The sequence below is a fragment of the Neptunomonas antarctica genome (assembly GCF_001305295.1).
GTDB classification, from domain to species: Bacteria; Pseudomonadota; Gammaproteobacteria; order Pseudomonadales; family Balneatricaceae; genus Neptunomonas; species Neptunomonas antarctica.
Window position 1 is genome coordinate 49,718 of record NZ_LJSI01000042.1, and the last position, 25,625, is coordinate 75,342.

Annotated in this window: 21 protein-coding genes; 8 read left to right on the forward strand and 13 right to left on the reverse strand. The window is 44.1% G+C overall.

What is annotated here, in order from left to right; translation table 11 throughout:
• Window positions 1-3: 3 nt before the first annotated feature.
• Together mnmA and Nant_RS10205 are read right to left on the reverse strand one after the other, a co-directional pair.
• Complete coding sequence (mnmA, locus tag Nant_RS10200; protein ID WP_054341544.1) at window positions 4-1,110, reverse strand: tRNA 2-thiouridine(34) synthase MnmA; 1,107 nt, start codon at window positions 1,108-1,110, stop codon at window positions 4-6.
• Between the two features lie 34 nt (window positions 1,111-1,144).
• Window positions 1,145-1,588: an NUDIX hydrolase gene (locus Nant_RS10205; RefSeq protein ID WP_054341545.1), complete on the reverse strand. Its 444-nt coding sequence runs from the start codon at window positions 1,586-1,588 to the stop codon at window positions 1,145-1,147.
• A gap of 81 nt (window positions 1,589-1,669) precedes the next feature.
• Here Nant_RS10205 and moaE point away from each other — a divergent pair, with 81 nt between their 5' ends.
• Window positions 1,670-2,149 (forward strand): molybdopterin synthase catalytic subunit MoaE, encoded by a 480-nt coding sequence (moaE, locus tag Nant_RS10210; protein WP_054341546.1) that lies wholly within the window; start codon window positions 1,670-1,672, stop codon window positions 2,147-2,149.
• Window positions 2,150-2,162: 13 nt separating this feature from the next.
• On the opposite strand, the gene Nant_RS10215 is transcribed toward moaE, so the two are convergent.
• The 4 genes from Nant_RS10215 to Nant_RS10230 all read right to left on the reverse strand — a co-directional run bounded on the left by Nant_RS10215 (window position 2,163) and on the right by Nant_RS10230 (window position 7,001).
• Window positions 2,163-2,909, reverse strand: a complete 747-nt coding sequence (locus tag Nant_RS10215) for an RES family NAD+ phosphorylase (RefSeq protein ID WP_054341547.1) — start codon at window positions 2,907-2,909, stop codon at window positions 2,163-2,165.
• The gene (locus Nant_RS10220) at window positions 2,909-3,280 is read right to left on the reverse strand and encodes an MbcA/ParS/Xre antitoxin family protein (protein ID WP_054341548.1); all 372 of its coding nucleotides are present in this window, start codon (window positions 3,278-3,280) and stop codon (window positions 2,909-2,911) included. Before Nant_RS10220 ends, Nant_RS10215 begins: the two co-directional genes overlap by 1 nt.
• Before the next feature lie 233 nt (window positions 3,281-3,513).
• On the reverse strand, window positions 3,514-5,823 hold the full coding sequence (locus Nant_RS10225) for an EAL domain-containing protein (protein ID WP_162224935.1): 2,310 nt from the start codon (window positions 5,821-5,823) through the stop codon (window positions 3,514-3,516).
• A gap of 62 nt (window positions 5,824-5,885) precedes the next feature.
• Window positions 5,886-7,001, reverse strand: a complete 1,116-nt coding sequence (locus Nant_RS10230) for an ABC transporter substrate-binding protein (RefSeq protein ID WP_054341550.1) — start codon at window positions 6,999-7,001, stop codon at window positions 5,886-5,888.
• Window positions 7,002-7,574: 573 nt separating this feature from the next.
• Here Nant_RS10230 and Nant_RS10235 point away from each other — a divergent pair.
• From Nant_RS10235 to Nant_RS10245, 3 genes are all read left to right on the forward strand, one after another.
• A complete protein-coding gene (locus Nant_RS10235) occupies window positions 7,575-8,750 on the forward strand; it encodes an acyl-CoA dehydrogenase (protein ID WP_054341551.1) in 1,176 nt (391 codons plus the stop codon).
• Window positions 8,750-9,967, forward strand: a complete 1,218-nt coding sequence (locus Nant_RS10240; protein WP_054341552.1) for a CaiB/BaiF CoA transferase family protein — start codon at window positions 8,750-8,752, stop codon at window positions 9,965-9,967. Before Nant_RS10235 ends, Nant_RS10240 begins: the two co-directional genes overlap by 1 nt.
• A 170-nt stretch (window positions 9,968-10,137) precedes the next feature.
• On the forward strand, window positions 10,138-10,671 hold the full coding sequence (locus tag Nant_RS10245) for a cupin domain-containing protein (RefSeq protein WP_054341553.1): 534 nt from the start codon (window positions 10,138-10,140) through the stop codon (window positions 10,669-10,671).
• Window positions 10,672-10,774: 103 nt separating this feature from the next.
• Here the strand turns inward: Nant_RS10245 and Nant_RS10250 are convergent, their stop codons facing one another.
• From Nant_RS10250 to ppsR, 4 genes are read right to left on the reverse strand one after another with little or no spacing between them, the layout of a single operon-like run.
• Window positions 10,775-11,986, reverse strand: coding sequence for a hypothetical protein (locus Nant_RS10250; protein ID WP_054341554.1), 1,212 nt, complete (start codon window positions 11,984-11,986; stop codon window positions 10,775-10,777).
• Between the two features lies 1 nt (window position 11,987).
• Window positions 11,988-12,785: an outer membrane lipoprotein-sorting protein gene (locus tag Nant_RS10255; protein WP_054341555.1), complete on the reverse strand. Its 798-nt coding sequence runs from the start codon at window positions 12,783-12,785 to the stop codon at window positions 11,988-11,990.
• Window positions 12,760-15,105 carry an efflux RND transporter permease subunit gene (locus tag Nant_RS10260; RefSeq protein WP_054341556.1) on the reverse strand — a complete coding sequence of 782 codons (2,346 nt, stop codon included), beginning with the start codon at window positions 15,103-15,105 and terminating at the stop codon, window positions 12,760-12,762. Before Nant_RS10260 ends, Nant_RS10255 begins: the two co-directional genes overlap by 26 nt.
• A gap of 60 nt (window positions 15,106-15,165) precedes the next feature.
• Entirely contained in the window at window positions 15,166-15,987 is an 822-nt protein-coding gene (gene ppsR, locus Nant_RS10265; protein WP_054341557.1) for a posphoenolpyruvate synthetase regulatory kinase/phosphorylase PpsR, read from the reverse strand.
• An 81-nt stretch (window positions 15,988-16,068) separates the two neighbouring features.
• Here ppsR and Nant_RS10270 point away from each other — a divergent pair, with 81 nt between their 5' ends.
• Together Nant_RS10270 and ppsA are read left to right on the forward strand one after the other, a co-directional pair.
• The gene (locus Nant_RS10270; protein WP_274378329.1) at window positions 16,069-16,695 is read left to right on the forward strand and encodes a DTW domain-containing protein; all 627 of its coding nucleotides are present in this window, start codon (window positions 16,069-16,071) and stop codon (window positions 16,693-16,695) included.
• Window positions 16,696-16,822: 127 nt separating this feature from the next.
• Window positions 16,823-19,198, forward strand: coding sequence for a phosphoenolpyruvate synthase (gene ppsA, locus Nant_RS10275; protein ID WP_054341559.1), 2,376 nt, complete (start codon window positions 16,823-16,825; stop codon window positions 19,196-19,198).
• Window positions 19,199-19,315: 117 nt separating this feature from the next.
• Here the strand turns inward: ppsA and Nant_RS10280 are convergent, their stop codons facing one another.
• Entirely contained in the window at window positions 19,316-21,031 is a 1,716-nt protein-coding gene (locus Nant_RS10280) for a proline--tRNA ligase (protein ID WP_054341560.1), read from the reverse strand.
• Window positions 21,032-21,415: 384 nt separating this feature from the next.
• On the opposite strand from Nant_RS10280, the gene Nant_RS10285 reads away from it, so the two are divergent.
• Window positions 21,416-22,927 (forward strand): two-component system sensor histidine kinase NtrB, encoded by a 1,512-nt coding sequence (locus tag Nant_RS10285; RefSeq protein WP_054341561.1) that lies wholly within the window; start codon window positions 21,416-21,418, stop codon window positions 22,925-22,927.
• Window positions 22,928-23,001: 74 nt separating this feature from the next.
• Here the strand turns inward: Nant_RS10285 and Nant_RS10290 are convergent, their stop codons facing one another.
• A complete protein-coding gene (locus Nant_RS10290; protein WP_054341562.1) occupies window positions 23,002-23,277 on the reverse strand; it encodes an HlyU family transcriptional regulator in 276 nt (91 codons plus the stop codon).
• A gap of 107 nt (window positions 23,278-23,384) precedes the next feature.
• On the opposite strand from Nant_RS10290, the gene Nant_RS10295 reads away from it, so the two are divergent.
• Window positions 23,385-25,118 (forward strand): GGDEF domain-containing protein, encoded by a 1,734-nt coding sequence (locus tag Nant_RS10295; RefSeq protein ID WP_162224936.1) that lies wholly within the window; start codon window positions 23,385-23,387, stop codon window positions 25,116-25,118.
• A gap of 20 nt (window positions 25,119-25,138) precedes the next feature.
• Here the strand turns inward: Nant_RS10295 and Nant_RS10300 are convergent, their stop codons facing one another.
• On the reverse strand, window positions 25,139-25,594 hold the full coding sequence (locus Nant_RS10300) for an Lrp/AsnC family transcriptional regulator (RefSeq protein ID WP_054341564.1): 456 nt from the start codon (window positions 25,592-25,594) through the stop codon (window positions 25,139-25,141).
• Window positions 25,595-25,625: the final 31 nt, after the last annotated feature.

Consider the following 25,625-nt stretch of genomic DNA (forward strand, 5'->3'; position numbering starts at 1 on the left):
AAATTACGCCTCTAATTTTCCCGTTGATTCAATAACACCGCCACCTAAACAAAGATCTTCCTGATAAAACACCACCGATTGCCCTGGGGTGATTGCTCGTTGAGGAACGGTAAAGGTAACGATATAGGCGCCGTTTTCTGTTTTTTCAAGGGTGCAATCCTGATCCGCCTGGCGATAACGCACTTTAGCTTTGCACTGAAATGGTATTTCAGGTGCACTGCCATTGATCCAGAATATATCTTCGCAGGTCAGCCAGTGGGTAAACAACAAATCATTTTGCTGACCTTGTACGGCAATCAAGACATTACGATCCAAATCTTTACCGGCAACAAACCAAGGCTCTTCCGGGTAGTTTTTCAGACCACCGATATGCAACCCCTGGCGCTGGCCAATGGTGTAATACATCAAGCCGGCGTGTTCGCCAATCACATCGCCTTTGTCGGTTTCAATTTTGCCCGGTTGTGCCGGCAGGTATTGCTGTAAGAAATCTTTAAAGCGACGTTCGCCGATAAAACAGATACCGGTGCTGTCTTTTTTGTTGTGCGTGATAAGCCCGTTTTCTTCAGCGATACGGCGTACTTCGGGTTTTTCTAATTCACCAACAGGAAAGAGCGTTTGTTTGATCTCTTTCTCGCCCACCTGATGTAGGAAATAGCTTTGATCTTTATTGTTATCAAGACCTTTAAGCAGGCAGGTATGCCCATCCCGTTCGCCACGGCGCACATAATGGCCGGTTGCGATATAGTCTGCGCCCAGTTCGAGAGCGTATTCAAGAAACGCTTTAAACTTGATCTCGCGATTACACAGTATGTCCGGGTTAGGTGTACGTCCAGCCTTGTACTCTGCAAGAAAGTACTCGAAGACATTATCCCAGTATTCGGCTGCAAAATTGGCCTTATGTAAAAGAATGCCCAGTTTGTCGCACACGGCTTGTGCATCGGCTAAGTCATCCATCGCCGTACAATAGTCAGTACCGTCATCCTCTTCCCAGTTTTTCATGAAAAGACCTTCTACCTGATAACCTTGCTGTATCAGAAGAACGGCAGACACGGACGAATCGACACCACCTGACATGCCGACAATTACTTTTTGTGGGGTTGTCTTGCTCATTTAGCTCTCTAACCATGAATCAAAAAACATCAGTCTATAACTGACGAACAAAATCTAAAGGAAAACACCGATTATCCAGAAAATCATCAATGCATACCAGCACCATAGGGCTACGTAAAGACGCTTTCTGTGCCACTAATTCCTCGCGGGTTAACCACCGCGTGCGGATGATATCACTATCCAGCACATAGTCGGCATCATGGGAGACCACTTCAGCAACATAACACAGCCGATGATAGGTCACGCCGTTGGTTTTGCCTTCAATAGTATATAAGCCTACCAGTGATGTCAGTTTTACATGGCGACCGGTCTCTTCCAGCGTTTCACGGATGGCGGCGGCTTCAAAAGTCTCGCCCTGTTCCACATGGCCAGCGGGTTGGTTGAGTACCCGCTTTCCCTCCGCAATCTCCTCAACCATCAGAAAACGATTATCTTTGACAATAATAGTGGCGACCGTTGCATGAGGTGTCCAGCTCATTTCGCGCTCCAAATACGGGATTATAAGGCGTATACCTTAGCATTAATGGTATTATTTTTCTCAAGATAACGAGGTGTGATAATGACTGAGCTTTTAAAAAAAGAGGTACTAGTGAACGATGTAATAAAAGTGCAGACAGAAGATTTCTCGATAGCTGAGCTATATGAGCAGCTAAAATCAGACGATGCCAGCTGTGGAGCAGTCGTCACCTTTACCGGCATAGTGCGCGAACAGATAGAAACACAGATGCAACAGATGTTTCTTGAGCACTATCCCGGCATGACAGAACGTGCACTGGAGGATATTGTAGAAAAAGCTCGCCAGCGTTGGACGCTCGGCAAGGTGGTGGTTATCCACCGCGTAGGTTTGTTATCGATGAACGATAATATCGTATTTGTCGGTGTTGCCAGCGGCCATCGTATAAATGCTTTTGAAGCCGCGCAATTTATAATGGATTATCTGAAAAAAGATGCGCCGTTTTGGAAAAAAGAGATAAATGCAGAATCCGAAGCGTGGGTAGAGCAAAAATCATCTGATTTAGAGGCGGCTGGTAAGTGGTGATGAAAGCGGTGGGTTAGGCAGGCATAGGGAATGTGCCTGCGACTAAAAACAGTTCAACAGGGAAAAAATACGGAGATTTATGAGATGCCGTTTTAAAAACAACAAAATCGGCGCTCGATTCACAAAGCCATTGATCCATGCCAGTGGGTGCTTTATCGCTGAATGCAGCAGGCGAGAACAGCGCGACACAAATCTCATTATTTTGAGCGCGTGCCGAAAGGTACTCAAATACCTCCACACCTGCTTCACGCATACTGCTGCCGAGCTGTTGGCAGGCAGAGTAGTCGCTCAGGTGAGTTAACTGACTAAGGTAGTTATCAAAAGGTGGGTTTTGCAAACGGATACCTTTTGGGCTGCTATAGCTTACAGAGAATAAGGTGTGCTCGGAGTTTAGTCTGGGCTTTGGTGGCGTACCCTGCATAGAAAAAAGAAACACCAGCCGATAATAAGCCGCTTCAATCAGTGTTGCTTCAAGAGATTTGCCGCCGTAAAAAAGGCTGGGTTCAGTCATTCGTCCGAAACGAGAGCCCCATAACAAAGGAGGATACCGAAACGGCGTTTTAAGAAGGTAGTGTAAGCTAGTCGTTTCCTCTGGGTACGCTGGTTTTGAACCCTCTAATAATTCTTCCAATACAGATTGTTCGGCCAGTGTATCAACGTAACCGAGTGTTGCCACTTGCTCCTGACTTTCAACCATTCGACAGAGCGTGCCGGTAATAGGCTTGATCTCATTTTGCCCGTTACATTTCTGCCAGAGCATCACACCTTGCCTCGAATCGCATCCAGATACATAACAACACGAGCAAGTCCTTGCACGGTTTGCACCTGCTCAGCAGGCACGCCGCCGGTTAATTTATTGGGCGCACGCATGAAGTGTGAAATCCAAACCTGATCTCCACCCGATAGCGCAAACAGCGCCCGTGCTGCGCGTATTAACAATAAAGCCAACTCGCCTTGTTTAGAGGTAGGATCTAGCTCCATTCTCTGTTTTAAGCGAGTAATACCCGTGCGATGCAGACCAATAACATTTCCCAGCTCATCCTGTTTCAACTCAAGTTGTTTGGACGCGTTAAGCAGAGCCTTAGCAAGAACAAATGAAGGTTCAGGGCGATGCTGAATCTGTGCTGACATGGTTTAATACCTGCGTAAATTATCTTTATGAAAGCGACATATAAAGTTATTAGCTACTATAGCTACATATAAGGATTTGTGCAAACACGTCATTTGCCTGTCCTTATGTTGCAAATGAATATACAGGGTGCGCCTGACACTAAGTTAACTGGTCTGTTTTTAATCGATCGGGAGATGTGCGCACTTAGCGTGCAGGGTAGCTGTGCGGATGCGCCAGCAGAGACATTAGTTACTTAGGGATAAGCATGCTCGGACTGCATAAATTCAGTAATGCATGCTTGCTCAAGCTCTTCCCAGCGGGATGTCAGAAGATCGGCATCCATCGGTTTGCTGAAAAGAAAGCCTTGGGCTAGTTCACAATTTGATTGAAGTATAAAATCAAATTGATCAGTCGTTTCAATACCCTCTGCTATGACCTCAAGAGAAAGATTTTGACTTAAGCTTAATATCCCTCCAATCAAGGCCTTATTGGCAGGGTTTGTCTGGCAATCCCGGATAAACGAGCGATCAATTTTAAGTATTTTTATCGGGAATTTCATCAGGTAGCTGAGTGACGAAAATCCGGTACCAAAATCATCGATAGCAATTTTGCAGCCAAGCTTATCAATTGATTGGAGAACTTCTTTGTTGGTATGGTTGTCATGCATCAACAAGCTTTCCGTTATTTCGATAATGAGCTTAGACGGATCAATGTCCCATGCGGCAATACTGTCGTTAAGTTGTTTTAAGAAATGTATGCTTTGTAATTGTCGTGAAGATACGTTGATCGAAAGAACCATGTCTCTATTGATAGTCTCTCGCCACTGCGCGAGTTGTTTACACGCATTATGGATGCACCAATTACCGATATTAACAATAGCGCCTGTTTCTTCTGCCAGAGAGATAAATTGATCGGGCGATATCAGGTTGTTATCGTAATCGATCATACGCAGTAACGCTTCGGTACCGATGATTTTTCCGGTTTTCAGGCAAATGATGGGTTGGTAATAAATGACGAGTAAGTTGTCATCCAGGCAGTTTTGTAGCAATAGTTCAATCGACGTTTGTTCTATGAAATGCGCTTCCTGATCGGGCGTATAAAAATTGTAGCGTTGTCTGCCGTCTTCTTTCGCCCGATACATTGCTCTATCGGCTTTTTGAATCAGTTGTTCTGGTGTGCTGGCATTATTAGGGTAAATAGCAATACCGAACGATGCCGATACATTGATTTTGCTTTCAGCCAGATGAAATGGTTGATTCAATGCGCCTAAGATACGCTGGCATATAAACTGTAATTTTCCGGTATCCGCCGTCGTCACAATCGCAAATTCATCTCCCCCTATTCGGGCTAATAAATCCGATTTTCGAAGTAGAGTGCTCATTCTTTGCCCGACTACTTTAATCAGTTGATCACCAAGAGTATGGCCAAAAATATCATTGACTGCTTTAAATCGATCAAGATCAATAAAAATCAAGCCAAAGGGTATTTGATCGTCGTTCATGAGTAAATTTAAGTGGGTTAAAAGACTATTTCTGTTGGGTAAGCCGGATAGTTGATCGAAACTTGCTTGATAGTATATTTCTGTGTGCGCTTGTTTTAATTTTGTTACGTCAGTTAACACGGCTAAGGAGCAGAGGCTGTTGTCCTGAGAGACAGCATCAAGCAAGGTATCAAGAGAACGGCCTTGTTTATTCTGTAATTGAAAGGGGCGTTGTTGAAGGTTACCGGTTAACTGAAGTGTGTTCTTAAATGTATTACATTGTGTTTTTGCATCGGGGTCTGAGGAGAAGAAACTAATATTTTTTCCTATCACGTCAGCGCTATCGTAGCCTAGGTGTTGGCAAAAATAAGCACTCGCGTTGAGAATAGTACAGTTTTCATCTATCAAAAACATCAGTGCGGGTGTGTTGTTATAGAGCTCTCTGAAACGAGATTCGCTTACCTTAAGGTCGTGATAAGTTCGCTCCAGAGTTGATTGCATGTGGTTAAATGCAGTAATGATATCGCCGATTTCACTACTATCATTGATCTGAACCTGTTTAAAGTTATGCTGCTCAACGTTGTCATTAATGGCAAGTAGTAGTTTGCTGACGGGTAAAGAAATGAACCGATAAAAAAGACTATAAATGCTAATGAAAACCATCACGAAAAGAACAGTCATTGCAACCAGGTTTTCATACAGAGCTCTGGTAAGATCTTGCTGTAAACTGACATTACTAACAGTGACTTTCAGATAACCTGTCAACTGCTGGATGTGTGCATTTTTATACGTAATAGGCGCTTCGAATATAAAGGCTATGTCTGAGCTTGCGCTGTTCTTTGATGAGAGATTAATAAGGTTGTGCATTCCTTCATCAAAGACTTCTACTTTGATGATGTCTGTATCGAGGAGTAAAGATTGCGCAATATTTCTGATCAGTGGTTGATTAAAATTCCAGAGAGGTTCAGCAAAAATAACGGGGTAGATTTCTAAACTATTACGTTTATGCTTGGAAAGCGTGGTGAAATCCTGATGATGATTGTAACTTGCGTATACATAGGCAGCAGTCAGTGCTACGCACATGCAGGGTACCAGTAAGAATAAAAATTTAAGTTGTAATGACTTAGGCGTAAATTTCATATCTGTTATTTTTTAACCGATGTAAAGAGTGCATCCATGCTGAAATTGTAATTAGCCATAGATTTTTTATTGTGTAGTAAAAATTTTCTGAAATTTATTTTTCCCCATGCAGCGTGACCAAATGTTGTTTGGTATTGTTCCAGATTTTGGCTATTAATAGCCTGCATTTCAAAATTAATATTGATAGGGATCTCGGGTAATATGGCTTGGGTAAAGATATCTTTAAGCAAGACCATAGACCAGGCGCCGGCCAGGAAATGACCTCCATCGGTATGAACCATTTCTTTATTCTTAACCATAGCTAAGCCTTCGGATGACCAGTTAAGGCCAACCAGGCAGACGTCTTTACCCGCGTCGAGGTTGTGTTGCTTGAGAGCATTTAATGCGCCTTGTGCGATAGGGTCATTGGCGGCCCAAATCGCATGCGGTGTGATTTGGTTTCTGGCACTCCATTTTAAATAATTGTTTGTTAGGAGTGTTGCCTCGCGTTGATTCCAGTTGGCGTAAAGCAAACGCTTTAAGATTGCATCCGGGCGTTTCTCCAGAATGGACAACCCACCTTCATTGCGGTCAATTGAAGCGGGAGTGAGTTGGTCGCCACCAATCATCAGTACATTAATAGGCGCTGTTTTTTCTATGTCGCGGGCACAGGTGAGCAGTGCCTCCATCATTCTGGCCCCGGCACCAAAATTATCAGGTGTAATTGAGCCGAGCATGACTTTTCCCCAATCAGGTCCCAACTCAGTTCGAAGCTTGGATTTTTGAGCAGGGAGAAAGTCGTTAAGGAGCATAAGCACCTTAACTCCTTTTCTGGATGCTGCTTTTACGATTGAATCAGAGGCTTGCTCTTCATTAACGAGCAGCATCACATCAGGTAATTGCTCTCGTTCCGTTACTGCAATCCCAATATCTCGCATCTGTACACGGTTGCGTTCCGCATAGAGTACTTCCAGGGAAATATCCAGATCAATGGCCGCTGCTTGCATAGTGTCTGTGACCATGTCCCAGAAATGTTCGCCTTGTTTTCCGGGATTGATAAATGTGACATTAAAGGCATAGCACGTGGAGCTAACACAGCATAACAAACTTAAAAAAAATACAGAGGTTCGTCGATAGATCATAAACACCACTTTTTATAATTATTATATCGGTTTAAGCATGCCAATTATCAGTAAAAAGGATGTGCGAAAATCAGTTTCTTAATATTTCTTCAACGAAAATTTCAAATACATCATCATGTTAGTAGAGAAGTTGAATTTCGCCATATTTATTTTAGTGGTAGCTTCTTTAGCAGAGATGTTGGGTCCGGTTCAAGCATGGTTAAAATAATCAGATCTTACTATGTGTTCAATATATCTGACAAATTGAAAGGGTGTCCTGCAGATTTAACGTCAGTTATTGCTCATAATTGGTCTTATTAAGATCTAATAGCCTGTGTTGGCTGAATTATTATTCTAAAGCCTGTTTTTCAATTATTATTATTTAAATCATATAGTTAGGTTTTTAATATTGGTTGTTAAAGGAGCCTGTGAGTGAAATATTTTTTGTCGATGAAAAATAATCAAAGTAAAAGTCTACTATTTGTAAAAAATAATGCACATAAATTGTCAGGTAGTGTTAGCGTATGAGTCACATTAGGTATCAAATATACGTATTAGAGCACCATTAATAAATAATAAATTGAGGTTATTAGCATGAGTAAAGCGGCATTTATTTGGGAAGATCCTTTCTTGTTAGACCAGCAGATTACCGATGAAGAGCGTATGGTTCGTGATGCGGCGCGTGACTACATGCAAGACAAATTAATGCCGCGTGTATTGCTAGCAAACCGTAATGAGACATTTGATGTCGAGATCATGACAGAGTTGGGTGAGCTGGGCTTATTGGGAAGCACCTTGCCTGAAAAATATGGTTGTGCCGCAGTCAGCCATGTCAGCTATGGTTTGGTAGCACGCGAGGTTGAACGGGTTGATAGTGGCTACCGTTCTGCAATGAGCGTGCAATCTTCACTTGTTATGCATCCCATCTACGCCTACGGAAGTGAAGAGCAGCGTCAAAAGTATTTACCTAAATTAGCCAGCGGTGAATGGATCGGATGTTTTGGTCTAACGGAGCCTGATGCGGGTTCTGACCCTGCCGGGATGCGCACTAAGGCTACAAAAGTAGATGGCGGCTTTATCCTCAAAGGCAGCAAAATGTGGATTACCAATTCACCGGTCGCGCATGTGTTTGTGGTCTGGGCAAAATTGGATGATGTGATTCGTGGTTTCGTACTTGAGAAAGGTATGAAAGGCCTGTCAGCTCCTAAAATTGAAGGTAAGTTTTCACTTCGGGCATCGATCACGGGCGAAATCGTTATGGAAGATGTGTTTGTTCCTGACGAAAATATGCTTCCAAATGTATCGGGGTTAGCAGGCCCGTTCGGTTGCTTGAACAAGGCACGTTTTGGTATCGCGTGGGGTGCATTAGGCGCGGCAGAGTTCTGTTGGCATGCCGCACGTCAATACACACTGGATCGTAAGCAATTTGGTCGTCCGCTAGCACAAACTCAATTAGTGCAGAAAAAATTAGCAGATATGCAGACAGAAATTTCTATTGGTCTTCAGGGTTGCCTGCGTATGGCGCAGATGATGGACGCCGGTAACTGTCCGGTTGAGCTTATCTCTCTGATGAAACGAAACAACTGCGGTAAGGCATTAGATATTGCGCGTGTATCCCGTGATATGCATGGCGGTAACGGTATTTCTGATGAGTTCCATGTGATTCGTCATGTGATGAACCTTGAGGCGGTGAATACCTATGAAGGTACACACGATATTCACGCGTTGATTCTTGGCCGAGCGCAGACTGGTTTACAGGCGTTTTTCTGATGAGCGGCGCTTTATCACATATCCGTGTTCTTGATTTGAGTCGTATTCTTGCGGGCCCCTGGGCCGGCCAGATGCTGGCTGATTTCGGTGCTGAGGTGATTAAGATCGAGCGCCCCGGTAAAGGTGATGATACGCGACAATGGGGACCTCCTTTTATGCAGGGGAGCGACGCTAAAACGTCGGAAGCCGCTTATTTTCATGCGGCTAATCGAGGCAAGCAGTCCGTTGCGGTTGATATGGCGTGTCCTGAAGGGCAAGCCATTATTCGCGAGTTAGTCAAAGTATCGGATGTACTGTTAGAGAACTATAAAGTAGGTGGGCTTAAGCAATACGGGCTTGATTACGATTCACTGAAAGCACTGAATCCGCGTCTCATCTATTGTTCTATCACCGGTTTCGGGCAAGATGGCCCCGATGCACAGCGAGCAGGTTACGATTTTATGATTCAGGGGATGGGTGGCCTGATGAGCGTAACAGGGGAGCCTGACGGTATGCCAATGAAAGCGGGGGTCGCGCTGGTTGATGTGATGACGGGTCTGTATGCGGCCAATGCTGTGCAAGCGGCATTATTGCATCGTGAAGAAACCGGTATGGGTCAATATATCGACCTGGCATTGCTGGATGTGCAAGTGGCGACACTGGCCAATCAGGCGATGAACTTTTTAGCCAGCGGTGTTTCTCCTGAGCGATTAGGTAACGCACACCCCAATATAGTGCCTTACCAGGCATTTCCGACAGCCGATGGTCACATTATTCTGGCCGTTGGCAATGATCAGCAATTTACACGTTTTTGTGAAGCGGCGGGTCGGCCAGAGCTTGCAGCAGATCCGGCGTTCAGTAGTAATCAAAAGCGTGTAGAGAACCGTAATGATCTGATTCCATTTTTGCTTCCGTTGATGAAACACAACACCACTGAAGTGTGGTTAGCAAAACTGGGAGACGTAGGTGTACCTTGTGGGCCTATCAATACGATAGCGCAGGTCTTTGATGAGCCGCAGATTAAACATCGTGAGATGCAGATTTCTCTGGAACATCGGGATGCCGGCAATGTTCCTTCTGTCGCTAATCCGGTAAAATTTTCAAAAACACCGATTACCTATCGTCAGGCACCTCCGGTATTGGGTGAGCATAGCGAACAGGTTCTTAAGTCGGTTTTAGATATGACGGAAAAAGATATAGAAAAACTTTGTAATCAGGGTGTTATACAAAGAGGTTAATGTGCTTTATCACGATAGTACAACCTGCTTTATTAAGTTGTGCGCTAATAAATAGTACGCTGATTTTTCTAGTTGCTTACGGTATTAATTGACCGTAAGTGGCTAGAGTTTTAGGTATACTATAAGTTTTTTATAGTATACCTAAAACTCAATAAATACAGGAATTTAGTGTGGATGTTGGCGAGAGATTAAAGCAGATCAGAACACTTAAAGGTGTTTCTCAGCGCGAATTGGCCAAGCGTGCGGGTGTGACTAATAGTACTATTTCAATGATTGAAAAAAATGCGGTGAGCCCTTCGGTTAGTTCGCTTAAAAAAATTCTTGCCTGTGTGCCTATTTCCATTGGTGATTTTTTCACAGATGATACCCAACCGGAAAAAGTAGTCTTTCGTGCCGATGAACAGCCGAATATTGGAACTGATAACGTTAAATTGCTGTTGGTTGGTGCTACAGTGAAAGGGCGCTCTACTAATATATTGAGAGAACATTATCCGCCTGGAGCCGATACCGGCGCAGATATGTTGCAGCATGAAGGAGAAGAAGGTGGTTTGGTTCTGCAAGGTGAGATCGAATTGACCGTTGGTTTTGATGTTTATCATCTTAAAGCGGGAGACGGTTATTATTTTAACAGTTCACTGCCTCACCGATTTAGAAATACGTCGGATGAAGAGTGCCAGATATTCAGCTCCAATCCTGCGGGCTGAGAAAGAGTCAATTCCCCCGCTTATGGCGCGCGTGAGGAATTTTATTGTTCGCTAAGCCTGTTTATAAGCCTTATTAAGCCTCCCTGATCTGAAAAAATCCAGCTTAGAAATACCGTTCTGCACTGATTTGAATGTGGCTGTCGTTACCTAGAGTTGATAGGGGGTCGCGAGCATCCTCTGCAGAAAAGAAACGTCCATCCAAGCTTACTTTCCATTTATTGCCTATTCGCCGGCTCGCTTCCACCTGAAAACTGCTGCTGCCATAGTCAAGATCATGAATAATACCGGCGAGAAACTCAGTGCTGGCCGCGTCATTCAGTGTTAAACGTGCGCCTATCGAGACATCGTTCTGAAATATTGCGTTTGCATCCTTGCCGCGTTGATCCCAACCATATTCCAGCAAAACTCCAAGATCTGCATTACTATCGTGAATGGCATAAAAGGTATATTCAAAACCGGCTTGCGTAGCCCAGTATCGTTGTGTGTCGGTCTCGCGCCAGATGGCTTCTGCTTTCCAGAGCCAGCTGTCTAATGTGGCCTGTGCGTCGAAACCGAATTGGTTCATCTGCTCATAATAAGGTACAAGTACCATGTCGCTACCGTTAGTGCCTATCTGTAGAATAGGGTCACGATTAGTGCCTCTAAACCAGTATGCGCCTAGATCAAAATCGCCAACGAAATGGTTCCAGCGTACGGCGAAATCAGTGTGAAGTGCTTCGTTTCCGGCTTCAAAGAGAGCTTGATCCTGATCGACATAGAGTTCTGTGCGTAAGCGGCCTTGTTTGCCTGGGAACGTACGTTCGCGAAAACCGGGCAGCAGGTATAGATCGACAATCCCCCATTCTTTGACAAACGAAAGATTGATCATTGGCTGACCAAGTTTATCTTCACCATCAATATCTTCGACAGCATCGCTTTGATTGATAACGTCGACAAGATGCTGGAACTCAGTTACGCCCCAAAATACTTTGCGAATACCCGAGCGCAATTCCCAATCTTCACCCTGATGATTCCAGCTAAACTCACGGATATCAGCATGTGTTCTTTCGTCATCATGCTGATCTATGCGCAAAAATGGTTTAAAGGACAGAGAATCCTGGTTGTCATTCCAGTGCCAGAATAGGGTGGGTTCAACAGACAAAGAGGTATTACTATTGTAGGACTGGTCTGTAAATTGAGCGCCTTCTGTAAAGAGTCGCAACTCGGTAGTTGCTTTACCATAAGACTCGAATTCCACGGCGGCGCATGTCGGAGCGGTTAGGGCTAGTATTAGCCCTAACCCTGTCAGGTATTGGTTGCCTCGATGTAATGACATTTTAATGTGCTCGTTTTAATGAGTTTCTATTAAAGTCTGCATCACTTAAGCCTGTATTGAACTGATAATCTGTCCATATAAGGTCGGTATTTTTTTTTGTTAGATGATTGTCCATTTTCATCATGTCCGGGCGCCAGTGTTTACCTAAATATTGTTGATATGCAGCGTAGGTCAGCGTTTTTAATAGTGAGTTTTTCCGATCATAAAAGTCAATTTTATGAAGACGGTTTTCGCTCTGATCAATCCAGACGACTCTGCGCGTGTAACCTGAATATTCGTCTACCGGGTACTGTTCAACAACATAGCACTGCTCAGTTCCGCAGGATTCATCCCTGAGATACTTGTAAGTATATTTCTCGATTTCAAATGATGTCAAATCCTCATAGGCAAACTCGGAGCCCATGAAGGGGCCTGACTTGTTACGTGAAGCTATCCGTTTAACGCGCTTAAGAGCAGGCAGGTAAAGCCATTGGTCATCAGCTTCGCCTGGATGGGAGAAACTTAAAAAAGCGGTGCCTTTTACATCCAGTGGCCTATCAAAAATACTCAGGCTTTTATCGCCATCATCCTTTTTTTCAAGCGATTGCATGCGGATATCACGGATGCTTTCCTGCCCCTCGCTATTGCGTAGGACCATTTGCATCTGGGCTGTCATATCTGTCCAGCCGATATCACTTTGTTTGGTTTGTTTGGCAATCGCCAGGCCTTTTTCCTCTGCTGTTTCTGCGTAGGAAAAGGACGCACTTGCGAGCAGAATGGCAGGAAGCAGCCAATTAATTGTTTTTGCTTGAAGGTTCATGCAGAGCTCCTTTTGTGCTGTCTGTCTGGTTTTCGTATCTGGGTGTTGTATCTAGTTTCATGAGAAGTGGTGGTAAAAACAAGAAATCTACCACCAACGCAATCAGTATAGTAATAGCGGTCAGCAAACCCATATCAGCATTAATTTTGAAACTGGATTGAGCAAGCACCATAAAGCCAGCGACCAGAACAAGGGAGGTGATCCAGAGTGCGCGGCCAACACTCGCGAAGGCGTATTGAACGGCCTCGTGAGAGTTTTTATTCTTCTGTTCGCGGGCATAACGGTACTTACTGAGAAAGTGCACCGTATCGTCCACGATAATGCCTAATGTCATACCTGCAACCACTGACAGCGCTAAACCAACCTGACCATCAATAAAATACCAGAGTCCAAAGCCCATTGCAGCAGGCGCCAAGTTAGGCAGCAAGCTAATAAGTCCGTAGCGTACTGAGCGCAGAGCTATGCCTAATAGGGCTGATATCAGGATTAAAGCCAGCGTGATGCCGATAAGCATACTATGAATATTGCGCTGGCCAATGTGAGCAAACATTAACGGCGGACTGGCAACCAATATATTGTATTGTGGTGCATTGTCTGCAAACCATTGGTACAGGCGTTCTTCTAGTTCAATTTGTTCATTACTGGTCAGGTTTTTAAAGGTGCCTATGACGCGCGTAGATGATTTATCAACATTTAACTGGTTGTTAAGATCGAGACCATACGGAAGTGACATTTCATAAAGTAACAGATACTGCGCCGCTAATTCCCGACTCTCCGGTAGGGTATAAAAAGCGGGATTATCGGCGTGCATATTTTTGTTAAGGCGTTTAATGATATCCGTCAGAGTACTGACGTGGTCTGTTTCAGGTTGAGTACGAAGCCAGCCACTGAAGTTATCAAGTGCTTTAAGGTAGGCGGGTTCATTGATGCCGCCAGATTCGCCTGACTTGATAGATATTTCAATAGAGGTCATACCTGAAATATTATCCTGCATGAAATCAGTGGCCTGGCGAAACGGCACTGTCTTATCGAAGTATTTAACAAAGTCATCGTTGAGCGTGTTTAGTGGCACAAAAACCACCATCGATAGAATAACAAGGGTCATTCCGGGGAGTAAAATATTGCGCTTATTGATGACAAATGCCGAAAACTTATCCATCAAGTCACTGTTCTCAGTGTTCTGCGGCTTAACCTTAATGGGTAATAACATGAGCAGGGCAGGGAAAACCGTAATCGACAAGAGGAACGCGATCATGACGCCTGCGGCGACCATGTTGCCCAAGTCTCGAAAAGGAGGAGAGTCGGAAAAGTTCATGCTCAGGAAGCCAATGGCTGTGGTGATACTGGTCAGAAAAATGGGGTTGAAATTAATCCGCAAGCTACTTATAAGTGCAGCCCGTTTCTCCGCGCCGTGACGTAATTCATAGAAAAATGTCGTTAAAATATGCACACAATCAGCAACGGCAAGCGTTAGAAGTATGGTGGGTGCACTGATTGATGGTGCTGTAAGGTAGAACCCTGTCCAGCCGGCTAATCCCATTGTACTAAAAATAGTGAAAATGATAACGATGATGGTCGCCAAGGTTCCGCTGAACGTGCGCAGGAAAAAAATCATTGCTAAAACAACGACGCCAAACATGAGAGGAATAAGCGTTTCACTGTCGTATTGTGCTGACTCAGCAAAGCTGTTGTTCATAATAATCATGCCAGAGAGGTAAAGATCCATATCTGGGTTTTCGGAGAGGAAATTCGTTTTCATTTCTCGGATTTTACTAACGACCTCAGGACCCTCCTCGACGGGGTTGATTCCGGGTAACTGGATAGTCACATTAACAACACTAACATGCCCTTCAGGAGAAATAAGTTTACTTCGCATCAGAGGATCGTTAACGATCAGCTCTGTCAGTGCAGGCATATCGGCTGACGTTAGACGTGTGGGATCAAACACCATATCTTCAACGATTAAGTCGTCTTCTTCAGCCCTTGTGTACTGGAAGTTAGTGATTGAGTCTACACGGGTTGAATAAGGCACCTGCCAGGACTCATGGGTTAGTTTGTGAATAGCGGCGAGTCGCTTAGGCGTAAAAACCACACCCTCTTTTGGCGCGATGATAAAAACGGCGTTATCACTTTTACTGTAAATTTTCTGCATGCTTTCAAACGAGGTGAGCTGCGGGTTTTCTTCACTAAAGAAAACACGATAGTCGCTCTTAAATACCAGGTTTTTAGCGCCTGCAGTGGCCAGTATCACTAATATGATGCTGGCAAGTAAAATCCAGATAGGATGTTTAAGTGCAATATCATATATGCGCTCTCTCATGAGTCACTCCCTTTATGGCTGCCATTCGTCTAAATGATTGGCTGCAGTATAAATGCAAAATTAATTATTAAATCTGCGTTGTAGGCCTCGGTCAGCCATGATGCGTGTAGAAATTTCTTCAATTGAAAATGTGGTGGTGTTGATATAGGGGATGAGCGACTTTTTAAAAAGTTGTTCAACAAATCGAATTTCAACATCACATTGATTCAGTGAGGAGTAACGACTGTTAGGGCGGCGCTCATGGCGGATAGCAGTGAGCTGAAAAGGATCAATCGTTAGCCCGTAAAGTTTATCTTTATAGGGTTGTAAGCATTCTGGCAGTGCATTATGTTCCAGGTCTTCTTCTGTCAGTGGATAGTTGGCTGCACGTATGCCAAATTGCAAGGCCATGTAAAGACAGGTGGGTGTCTTACCGCAGCGTGAAACGCCGACCAGTATAATATCGGCTTTGCTGTATTGTTTAGTGCGTGCACCATCGTCATTTTCAAGGGCGAAATTTATTGAATCAATACGATCTTTATAACGGTTGGCTTCGACGATAGCGTGTGACTTACCGACTGAATAAGATGAATGGGTACAAAATTCAAGTTCAAGGGGTTTGATAAAGGTCGAGAATACGTCAATCTTTAAGGTGTCGCAGCCGTTTAAAATTTGTCTGATCTCATCATTGACGATAGTGTCAATCAAGATCGGTCTTAGTCCATCTTTTATGCCGGCAGTGGTTATCAACTTAACCGTTTCCGCCGCTTTTTCCGGTGTGTTGATATAGGGAAGAGTGAATTTTTCAAATTCAATCTCTGCAAATTGCGCAAGCAGACTATCGCCTAACGCTTCAGCAGTAATGCCAGTGCCATCTGAAATAAAAAATACGGTACGCTTCATGCCATTCTCAATACGTATATAAGCTGCAGATTATAGCAAACAAGCCTTATGACAGCAGCGTTAATGCAACGTATCTCGTTGATGAATTTATCTGCACAACCATCTAGCTGCATAAATCGTGAGAAAACTATATCACGGTTATATATAATTATTGTTCGTAATATTAAGACAAGTGTAAACCTAATGCATATTATTTTACTGACCCATGAAAGGGAGCTCGATAAAAAAACTAATACAGGTCGGCTCGTTGAAGTGATCGACGGTCTGCATGTCACGCGTATTATATGGAAGCGTACTGAACCCGATCCTGCATTGTTGGCGTGGATTGGCCAAGGGGGTGTGGGCCTTCTGTATCCTGATCCAGCAGAGCTGGCAGGCGGACCAAACCCACCGCTAACGGATTCGTTTTTTAGTGCGCCTGCTTCACTTAACCATTTTATTCTGATCGATAGTACGTGGCAGGAGGCACGCAAAATCTATAATCGTAGCCCGTATCTCCAATCTCTGCCTCGCGTATTACTGGAGTCCGCACCTCCTTCGTTATTTACTTTGCGGCGTAATCAGATTGAAGGGGGGCTATGTACAGCGGAGAGTGTGGTCACTTTATTACGTTTAAAGCATCAAAATAGTCTTGCAAATCAGCTTGAAACGGACTTTCATGCTTTTGTCGGGCATGTGCCCGGCCGGCTGAATCAAGAATCAGTTTAAACGCTGACCTGAGTTTTGCATTTTCTTCTGAAAATTAACGTATGCTGTCACCATTACAGTGCTGAAATAATAAAAAACAGAATTATTAATAGTGTTACACAGTGCTTAGGTTCGATAGTAGGAGTGAATGGCTTTGCATAATTACGTATTACGTCTTGATCAGGCGGGTATGGGAGATGTTGAAAAGGTAGGCGGTAAAAACGCATCATTAGGCGAGATGATTAGCCAGCTGAGCGCTGCGGGTATCAAAGTGCCCGGTGGGTTTGCTACCACTGCTGAAGCATTTCGAGATTTTCTGACCTTTGGTGGGTTGGAAGAAAAAATAAATTCACTCCTGCATCCATTGGATGTCAACGATGTCGTTGCACTAGCGGCAGCAGGTAAGCAGATTCGGCAGTGGATTTATGATGCGCAATTGCAACCTGAGCTTAATCTCGCCATAGAATTAGCCTTTGCTGACATGGCGGGTAATGATACCGCGATGACCGTCGCTGTGCGGTCTTCTGCCACGGCGGAAGACCTGCCCGACGCATCATTTGCGGGCCAGCAGGAGACTTTTCTTAACATCCGCGGGCTGGATAATATAAAGCAAGCGATCAAAGAGGTGTTTGCTTCTCTGTATAATGATCGTGCTATTTCATATCGTGTACACCATAATTTTGAACATAAAGATGTTGCTTTATCTGCGGGTGTCCAGCGAATGGTGCGAAGTGAAACAAGCGCCTCGGGTGTTATGTTTTCAATGGATACCGAATCCGGTTTTAAACATGTGGTGTTTATTACTGCCTCCTATGGATTAGGAGAAACTATTGTTCAGGGCGCGGTTAATCCTGATGAGTTTTATGTATATAAGCCGACACTAAAACAAAAAATACCGTCCATTTTACGCAGAACTTTAGGGTCTAAAGCGATCAAAATGGTGTATTCCGGCGAAGGCTCAACCAGTCGGGCAGTTGAGACTGTAACCGTAGACGCTAAGGACCGAAATCGCTTTTGTATCAATGATGATGATGTGCAAGCGCTAGCTGAAATAGCCATCATTATCGAAGATCACTATCAACGTCCAATGGATATCGAGTGGGCCAAAGATGGTGATGATGGTCAGTTATATGTTGTTCAAGCCAGACCAGAAACAGTCCGTAGTCGGGATAACGGCAATGTTATTGAACGCTATTTATTAAAAGAAAAAGGCAACGTTCTGGTTGAAGGGCGTTCAGTCGGGCATCGTATCGGCTCTGGGCCGGTTCGCCTGGTGTCTAATATCTCCGAAATGGCCATTGTCCAGCCAGGTGATGTACTGGTGACTGATATGACAGATCCTGATTGGGAGCCTGTTATGAAGCGTGCTGCCGCTATCGTCACTAATCGTGGAGGCCGCACCTGTCATGCCGCCATCATCGCCCGTGAACTCGGAATTCCCGCGATAGTAGGATGTGGCGATGCGACTGATAGGCTTCGCAACGGTCAGGTAGTTACTGTTTCTTGTGCAGAAGGTGATACAGGACGCGCTTATGAAGGGCGTCTGAATTTCGAACACCAAACCAATAGCGTGGACTCAATGCCCACATTACCGTTCGATATAATGATGAACGTCGGTAATCCAGATCGTGCTTTTGATTTTCAATCGCTGCCAAATGCGGGTGTAGGTCTTGCCCGGCTTGAGTTCATTATTAATCGAATGATCGGTGTTCATCCCAAAGCATTATTGAATATGGATGAGCAGCCCCTCGAAGTTCGTCAGGTAATCGAAAGACGTATTGCGGGATATGATGGGCCGATTAATTTTTATATTGATAAGCTGGTTGAAGGTATTGCAACCTTGGCTGCCGCTTTTTACCCTAAAAAAGTCATTGTCAGAATGTCTGATTTTAAATCGAATGAATATGGCCATCTTATTGGTGGTGATCAGTACGAACCCAGTGAAGAAAACCCTATGTTGGGATTCAGAGGCGCGGCGCGTTATATCTCTGATTCGTTTCGTGACTGTTTTGAGCTTGAATGCCGGGCGCTTAAAAAAGTACGTGATGAAATGCGCCTCACCAATGTTGAAATAATGATTCCGTTTGTACGCACCGTCGGTGAAGCTAAACAAGTCGTTGAGTTACTCGCAGAAAATGGACTAACAAGAGGAGAAAACGGATTACGTCTGATTATGATGTGCGAAATTCCGTCTAATGCTTTATTAGCCGATGAGTTTTTGGAGTATTTTGATGGTTTCTCTATCGGTTCCAACGATCTGACCCAGTTAACGTTGGGGCTGGACAGAGACTCTGGCGTGATTGCTCATCTCTTTGATGAACGTAATGATGCCGTTAAAAAGCTACTGAGCATGGCCATTGATGCGTGTAAAGCGAAAGGTAAATATATTGGGATTTGTGGCCAGGGGCCCTCTGATCATCCTGATCTGGCTAAATGGCTGATGGAGCAGGGGATCAACAGTGTCTCTCTTAATCCTGACTCTGTGCTGGATACCTGGTTCTTTTTAGCGAATGACCTCAGTTAATATAGTGATGTATTAGAAAGAGGTTTTTAGAAAAGGCATGTGGCCTCTTCAGACGACTGAAGAGGCTCATGTTTATAGTAGTTTGAGGCTGAATAATAAGCAGCCTTTTTTACGTTATCAGCTAATGACTTTCTGTTTTAAAAACTCAATAATTCCGGTTGCAGGAACATCCTGCTTTTCAGTGTCGCGACGGCCTTTGTATTCATAGGCACCTGCGTCGATACCACGTTCGGAAACAACCAAGCGGTGCGGAAGTCCCATCAGTTCCATATCGGCAAATTTCACACCCGGACGCTCTTTACGGTCGTCCATTAATACTTCGATGCCTGCCGCTTTTAAATCAGCATAGATTTGATCCGAAACATCACGTACTTTTTCTGATTTATCGTAGTTCAATGGTACCAGTGCAATCTGGAAGGGCGCCAGGCTGGCTGGCCAGATAATACCGTTTTCATCATGGTTCTGTTCAATGGCCGCAGCAACAACGCGTGTAATCCCAACGCCGTAACATCCCATTTCTAATACGGTAGCTCTACCATTTTCATTGAGAACGGTAGCATTCATTGCTTCTGAATATTTTGTACCCAGCTGGAAGATATGACCCACTTCAATGCCGCGTTTGATTTGCAGCGTTCCTTGTCCGCAAGGGCTTGGGTCACCTTCTTTCACATTGCGAAGATCGGCAATTTGCGGCGTAGGCAGATCGCGTTCCCAGTTGATATTCAGGTAATGCTTGTCTTCAATGTTAGCGCCGGCAGCAAAATCGGCCATAGTAGCAACACTGCGGTCAATAATGCAGGGGATAGTCAGATTCAACGGGCCTAATGAACCCGGGCCTGCGCCCATCACCTTCAACACTTCTTCTTCAGTTGCAAAAAGCAGCGGAGACGCAACGCCGGTCTGCTTCTCTGCTTTGATTTCGTTCAGGTCATGGTCGCCACGTACCAGTAGAGCAATGAAGTCCGCTTCGCATTCTTCAGTAGCAGCAACAATCAATGTTTTAACGGTTTTCTCGATAGGCAGGTTAAACTGTTCGACCAGCGCATTAATCGTTTTCGCATTGGGCGTGTCAATCAGCGTCATTTCAGCAGAAGGTGTGGCTCTTTCACCTAGAGCGATGGCTTCTGCCATCTCAACATTGGCGGCATAATCACTGCCGTCAGAAAAAGCGATATCGTCTTCGCCAGAAGAGGCCAGCACATGAAATTCATGTGAGCCATTTCCGCCGATGGAGCCGTTATCAGCGATAACAGGACGGAAATCGAGACCTAAGCGCGTGAAAATATTAGTGTAGGCCTGGTACATAATTTCGTAAGTGGCTTCCAGCGATTCACGCGAGGCATGAAAAGAGTAGGCATCTTTCATGATAAATTCACGTGAGCGCATTACCCCGAAACGCGGGCGGATTTCATCACGGAACTTGGTTTGAATCTGATAGAAATTAGTGGGTAGTTGCTTATAACTTTTAATTTCATTACGTACGATATCAGTAATCACCTCTTCATGCGTAGGGCCTACACAAAAAGCGCGATTGTTGCGATCAGTTAAACGCAATAGTTCAGGACCATACTGTTCCCAGCGGCCTGATTCTTGCCATAGTTCGGCTGGCTGTATAGCCGGCATTAGTATTTCCATGGCGCCGGCATTATCCATCTCTTCTCTGACGATACGTTCGACTTTACGCAGTGTACGTAAGCCCATAGGAAGCCAGGAGTAGAGTCCTGACGCTTCGCGTCTGATCATTCCGGCGCGTAGCATCAACTGGTGGCTGATGACTTCAGCATCTGAAGGAGTCTCTTTGAGCGTTGCGATAAGAAATTGGCTGGCGCGCATAGCAATTATGACCTTTACATGGATATGTGTCGTTAGGGAAAAGTTCGCTTGAAAATCGCATTATTCTATGGATATGTGTCGTTAGGGACAAGTCAGCGGGCCATTAATACTGATTATTTTCCTGCTTAATGTGCAAAACAACGCTATGGGAATGTTAAATTACCGTTTGATGATGGGCTTTGTGTCATATCCTGTACATAATACAGTGCTCTTTGACAACTTATGCAGTACCTTCTGCGGTTCTTCATATGTCAATGATCAGAAGCGTTGGCGACAGTTGTTTATATGTATTGATACAGGTAATCTTTGCCGCGTTAATATCAGGCCAAGTGATAAGATCAGTATTTCGTTTACTTTATGATTTTTTAGTTTAATTGGGTTTTTATGAAAAGTATTTTATTAGTAGTCCTGCTTTCTATGCAGAGTTTCTGGGTTCAGGCGGGTATTCAAAGCATTTTTAAAGATGAAAATGGAAAAACCAACTGGCAAATCCTGGCGAACTGGAGCAGCGGCACACTGATTATTTTGTTATCTATTGTGGCTGTCAGCCTGTATTTTGCACGTCGCCGCGCTAGTAAAGCTAATCTTGAATTAACCGCCATCCGTAAAGATCTTGAGCTACGGGTGAAGGAACGGACCGCGACATTAGATGAGTCCAACCGTTTATTAATAACAAGTAACCAGTTACTAGAAGAGGAAGTGTCGCAACACGTCATAACCAGTGATCGACTGCGCTCTTCTGAGTCTTACATCCGAGATATTCTTACCTCTATGCCGCTTATGTTGGTTGGCTTAGATAAAGAAGGCCGAGTGACTCAATGGAATAAACAAGTTGAAGATGTATCAGGCATTCCTGCTGCACACGCGTTGGGTAAAACCCTATGGGAAGCCTACCCTACGGTTTCTATAGCACCAGAGCAAATTCAACAGGTGATTGCAAACCAGGCGCCTATCCACCTGAAACAAAGCCTGCGTAGTACAGAACATTACGATATCACGATCTATCCTTTAAAAGGCCAGGAGGATGCAGGCGTTGTTATTCTGGTTGATGATATCAGCAAGCAGACAGCTGCTGAAAACATGCTGATTCATAATGATAAGATGTCGTTCATGGGAGAGCTGGCCTCCACCATGGCGCATGATATCAATGTGCCATTACAGGCTATTTTAATGGACCTGAAGAGCTTCCAGCATACGCTAACAAACAAAGATTACGCGCAACAACCCATCGCTTCGCTGGATCAGGCTTCTAAGCTAAATACCATTCTTCATGATATGTCTGATAAAGGTGAACAAGTCTCTACTATTATCAGCAACCTCCTGACCTTTGCCCGTAGCCGTCATGAGAAAAAACAGTTAGCTGACATTGTTGATATTATGGAGAATGCGATCAGTCTGGCGAATGATGTGATCTCAGTGTCTCCTAATTTACCTTTCAGTAAAGTGATACTAGAGCGTCATTTTGAGAAGAACTTGCCTTTGGTACCGTGTTATATCACAGAGCTTCAACAAGTCTTTCTTAGTCTGTTCCGCCATGCATGTCACGCGCTGGAATTGAAAATGGGTGAAGCGCAAACCCTTACTAAGGGTGCGCTGGCTAGCGGCAATACAACAGAAGGCGGGTTTAAGCCAACGATTAGAATCATACTGGCAGAGTGTTATGACAGCCTTTGGATAAAAATTCAGCATAATGGTATAGGACTGACTAACGAAGAACAGATGTGCTTGTTCGAGCCGTTTTTCAGTAATAAAGCACCTGAAGCCGATTTTGATGCGGGCCAGCGCCTGTCTTTTTCCTACTACATTGTGACAGAGCAACATCAGGGAAATATGGCGGTTACGTCAGATGTTAATGTAGGTTCAACCGTCCATATTCAATTGCCGATAGAGCACTAATCAGCCTCGTATCGGTTCAGCTCTGCAAAACATCTGAACCGCTTTGGTTAATGGGATCAGTAGCCTTGAGTAGGTTACTGAAAAATCTTTTCGCCTTGTTGGTCTATCATCAGCCTGCCTTTACGAAACGTTTCTTGTACGCACAATTCCTGATTTGGCAGTACATCGGCGCGCATGAATATGTGCTCCTTCCCTTCTTTGCTGATAAGACCATTGATACGGTATTGCGAGGCTTCTGCTGCGGGCGTTGCCAATATAAGAAAGCCCTTATACTCTTCCTGATATAAGGGGGTCGGGGCTGCTTCTTTGGACGAACTGAGCAGGTTAGCAATAGATTTTAATAAGCTCATGGATGCCTCGTGAATATGAAAAAGTGCGCGATAGACTATAGAATATTATCAAACTAAAATAGTTATACGTAATAAAAAAATCTCAACCCTCTGCTATGCTGATGTGTATGCATAATATATATACAGTAAAGGGGCTATGGGTGCTTCGAAGCTTTGTAGTCTACACGGCCAGATGCTGCCGCCAAATATTTTTGGCTATCGTTGCTTTTGTTATGTTTTTTTCTTTATTGGCAATTTGCACAAGGGCCATTTCCTCAGAAGTAGTAGCCGACTCTGAACTTACGCCTGTGACTTTGCAGTTGCAGTGGTATCACCAATTTCAGTTTGCCGGATACTATGCCGCTAAGGAAAAAGGTTTTTATAAAGAAGCCGGCCTGCAGGTCACGATTAAAAATGGCGGATATGACGAAACCGGACATGCCGTGGCTCCGGAAGCAGAGGTGTTATTTAATCGTGCTCAATTTGGTTCCACCCGCACTGATCTATTAATAAACTACAGCCAAGGTCTGCCATTTGTTGTACTCGCTAATATTATGCAGCATTCCCCCTATATTTTTTTAACAACGGATAAGTTTGGTTTTAATCGGTTAGAAGATATAGGTTCGCAAAGGCCTATTTCGCTAAACTTGCCTAATGCTGGCGATGACCGAATGGATGCAGAAGCTCTTGCGGCATTGAAAGTGTCCAAGCTTGATCTCAGCAATTTAAACAATCACTTTCCAACATGGGACTTGAGCGATCTACTGTTGGGCCATACGCAACTGATACCGGCATACAGCACGGATGAGCCTTATTTCATTGAAAAATCCGGACAGGTTCCTGTTGCTATTGAACCCATAAGCTACGGTATCGATTTTTATGGTGACTTACTTTTTACCCGTCAAAAAATGTTGGACGATCATCCCGATATTGTAGAGAAATTTCGCGCTGCTAGCTTAAAAGGCTGGAAGTATGCGATGGACAATACCGAAGAGATCGCAACGCTTATAATGAATAAGTACCCCACCCGAGGTCCGCATTACGATAAAGATTTTCTTATATATGAAGCGGAACAGATCAAGCAACTAATGTATTCAGATGTCGTTGAAATTGGTTATGTTAATAAAGAACGTTGGCAAAGAATTGCGGAAATATATCAGTCATTAGGGTTGATTGAGACGGTCAATTTAGAGGGTTTTCTTTATCAGCCTGCGCAGCATGACCTTTGGGGTGCTTACAAGCAGTGGATACAGCTACTTATTATTCCTTTTTTGATAGCTGCGGGCGTTATCGCGTATCTTTTTTTACTAACGATGAGGTTAAAAAAAGAAATCAGAAAACGCAAAGACGCAGAAAAAAAACTTAAGATACAAGCGGAACAAGACAGTCTGACAGGGATAAATAACCGTTACGTATTCCAGAAAAGTCTGGAACAAGAGTTCGAAAGGGCGCGCAGGTATCATCATCCATTCTCTCTGATGATCATTGATATTGATCTTTTTAAGAAAGTTAACGATGAACATGGGCATCAGGCAGGGGATGAAGTCTTACGTTCTCTCGCTAGGGTTACTCAGAAATTGTTGCGAAACACCGACGTGTTTGCCCGGTATGGAGGTGAGGAGTTTGTTGTGTTGATGCCTAATACATCAATAGAGGAAACGCTTGCGCTTGCACAAAGGATTTTATCCGCCAATCGGCAAAATGCAGTGTTATATAATAATATAGCTATTCATTACACTATTAGTATTGGTGTAACCGAAATTCTTGATTCTGATACTTCTGCAGAAGAGATTTTTAAGCGCAGTGACGACCTGCTCTATGCCGCAAAAGATGCAGGACGTGATTGTATCAAGACGCCGTAATGCAGATACACATATAATAACTAAGGCTTAATCGGCAGCGGTGCGGCGGTTTTAACAGCTCGTATGGCGAAATTACTCTGAATGTCTTTAACAACGGGAAGACATTGCAGGGTTTTTAGCCATAGTTCGTAGTTAATTAAGTCAGATACGACTACTTCCAGGCGATAGTCGGACGCTCCTGATACAACAAAGCAACTAATGACATGCTCCATCTTCAATATCGCATTCTCAAACTGCAAACTCGCTTCGTCACGGTGGTTGTCGAGGCTGACATCAACAAAAATAGTCATCCCTAAGTTAAGCTGCTGTCGATCCAGAGCAGCAAAGTACCCCGTAATTATACCGTTATCTTCTAAGTTTTTTAAACGTCTTAAACAAGGCGAAGGGGATAATCCTATCTTATCCGCCAGTTGGACATTACTCAGACGACCGTCCAACTGAAGTAGTGAAGCGATTTTTAAATCTATTTTATCCATAGATAGCATGATGCCTGTTTATCTGATGTTA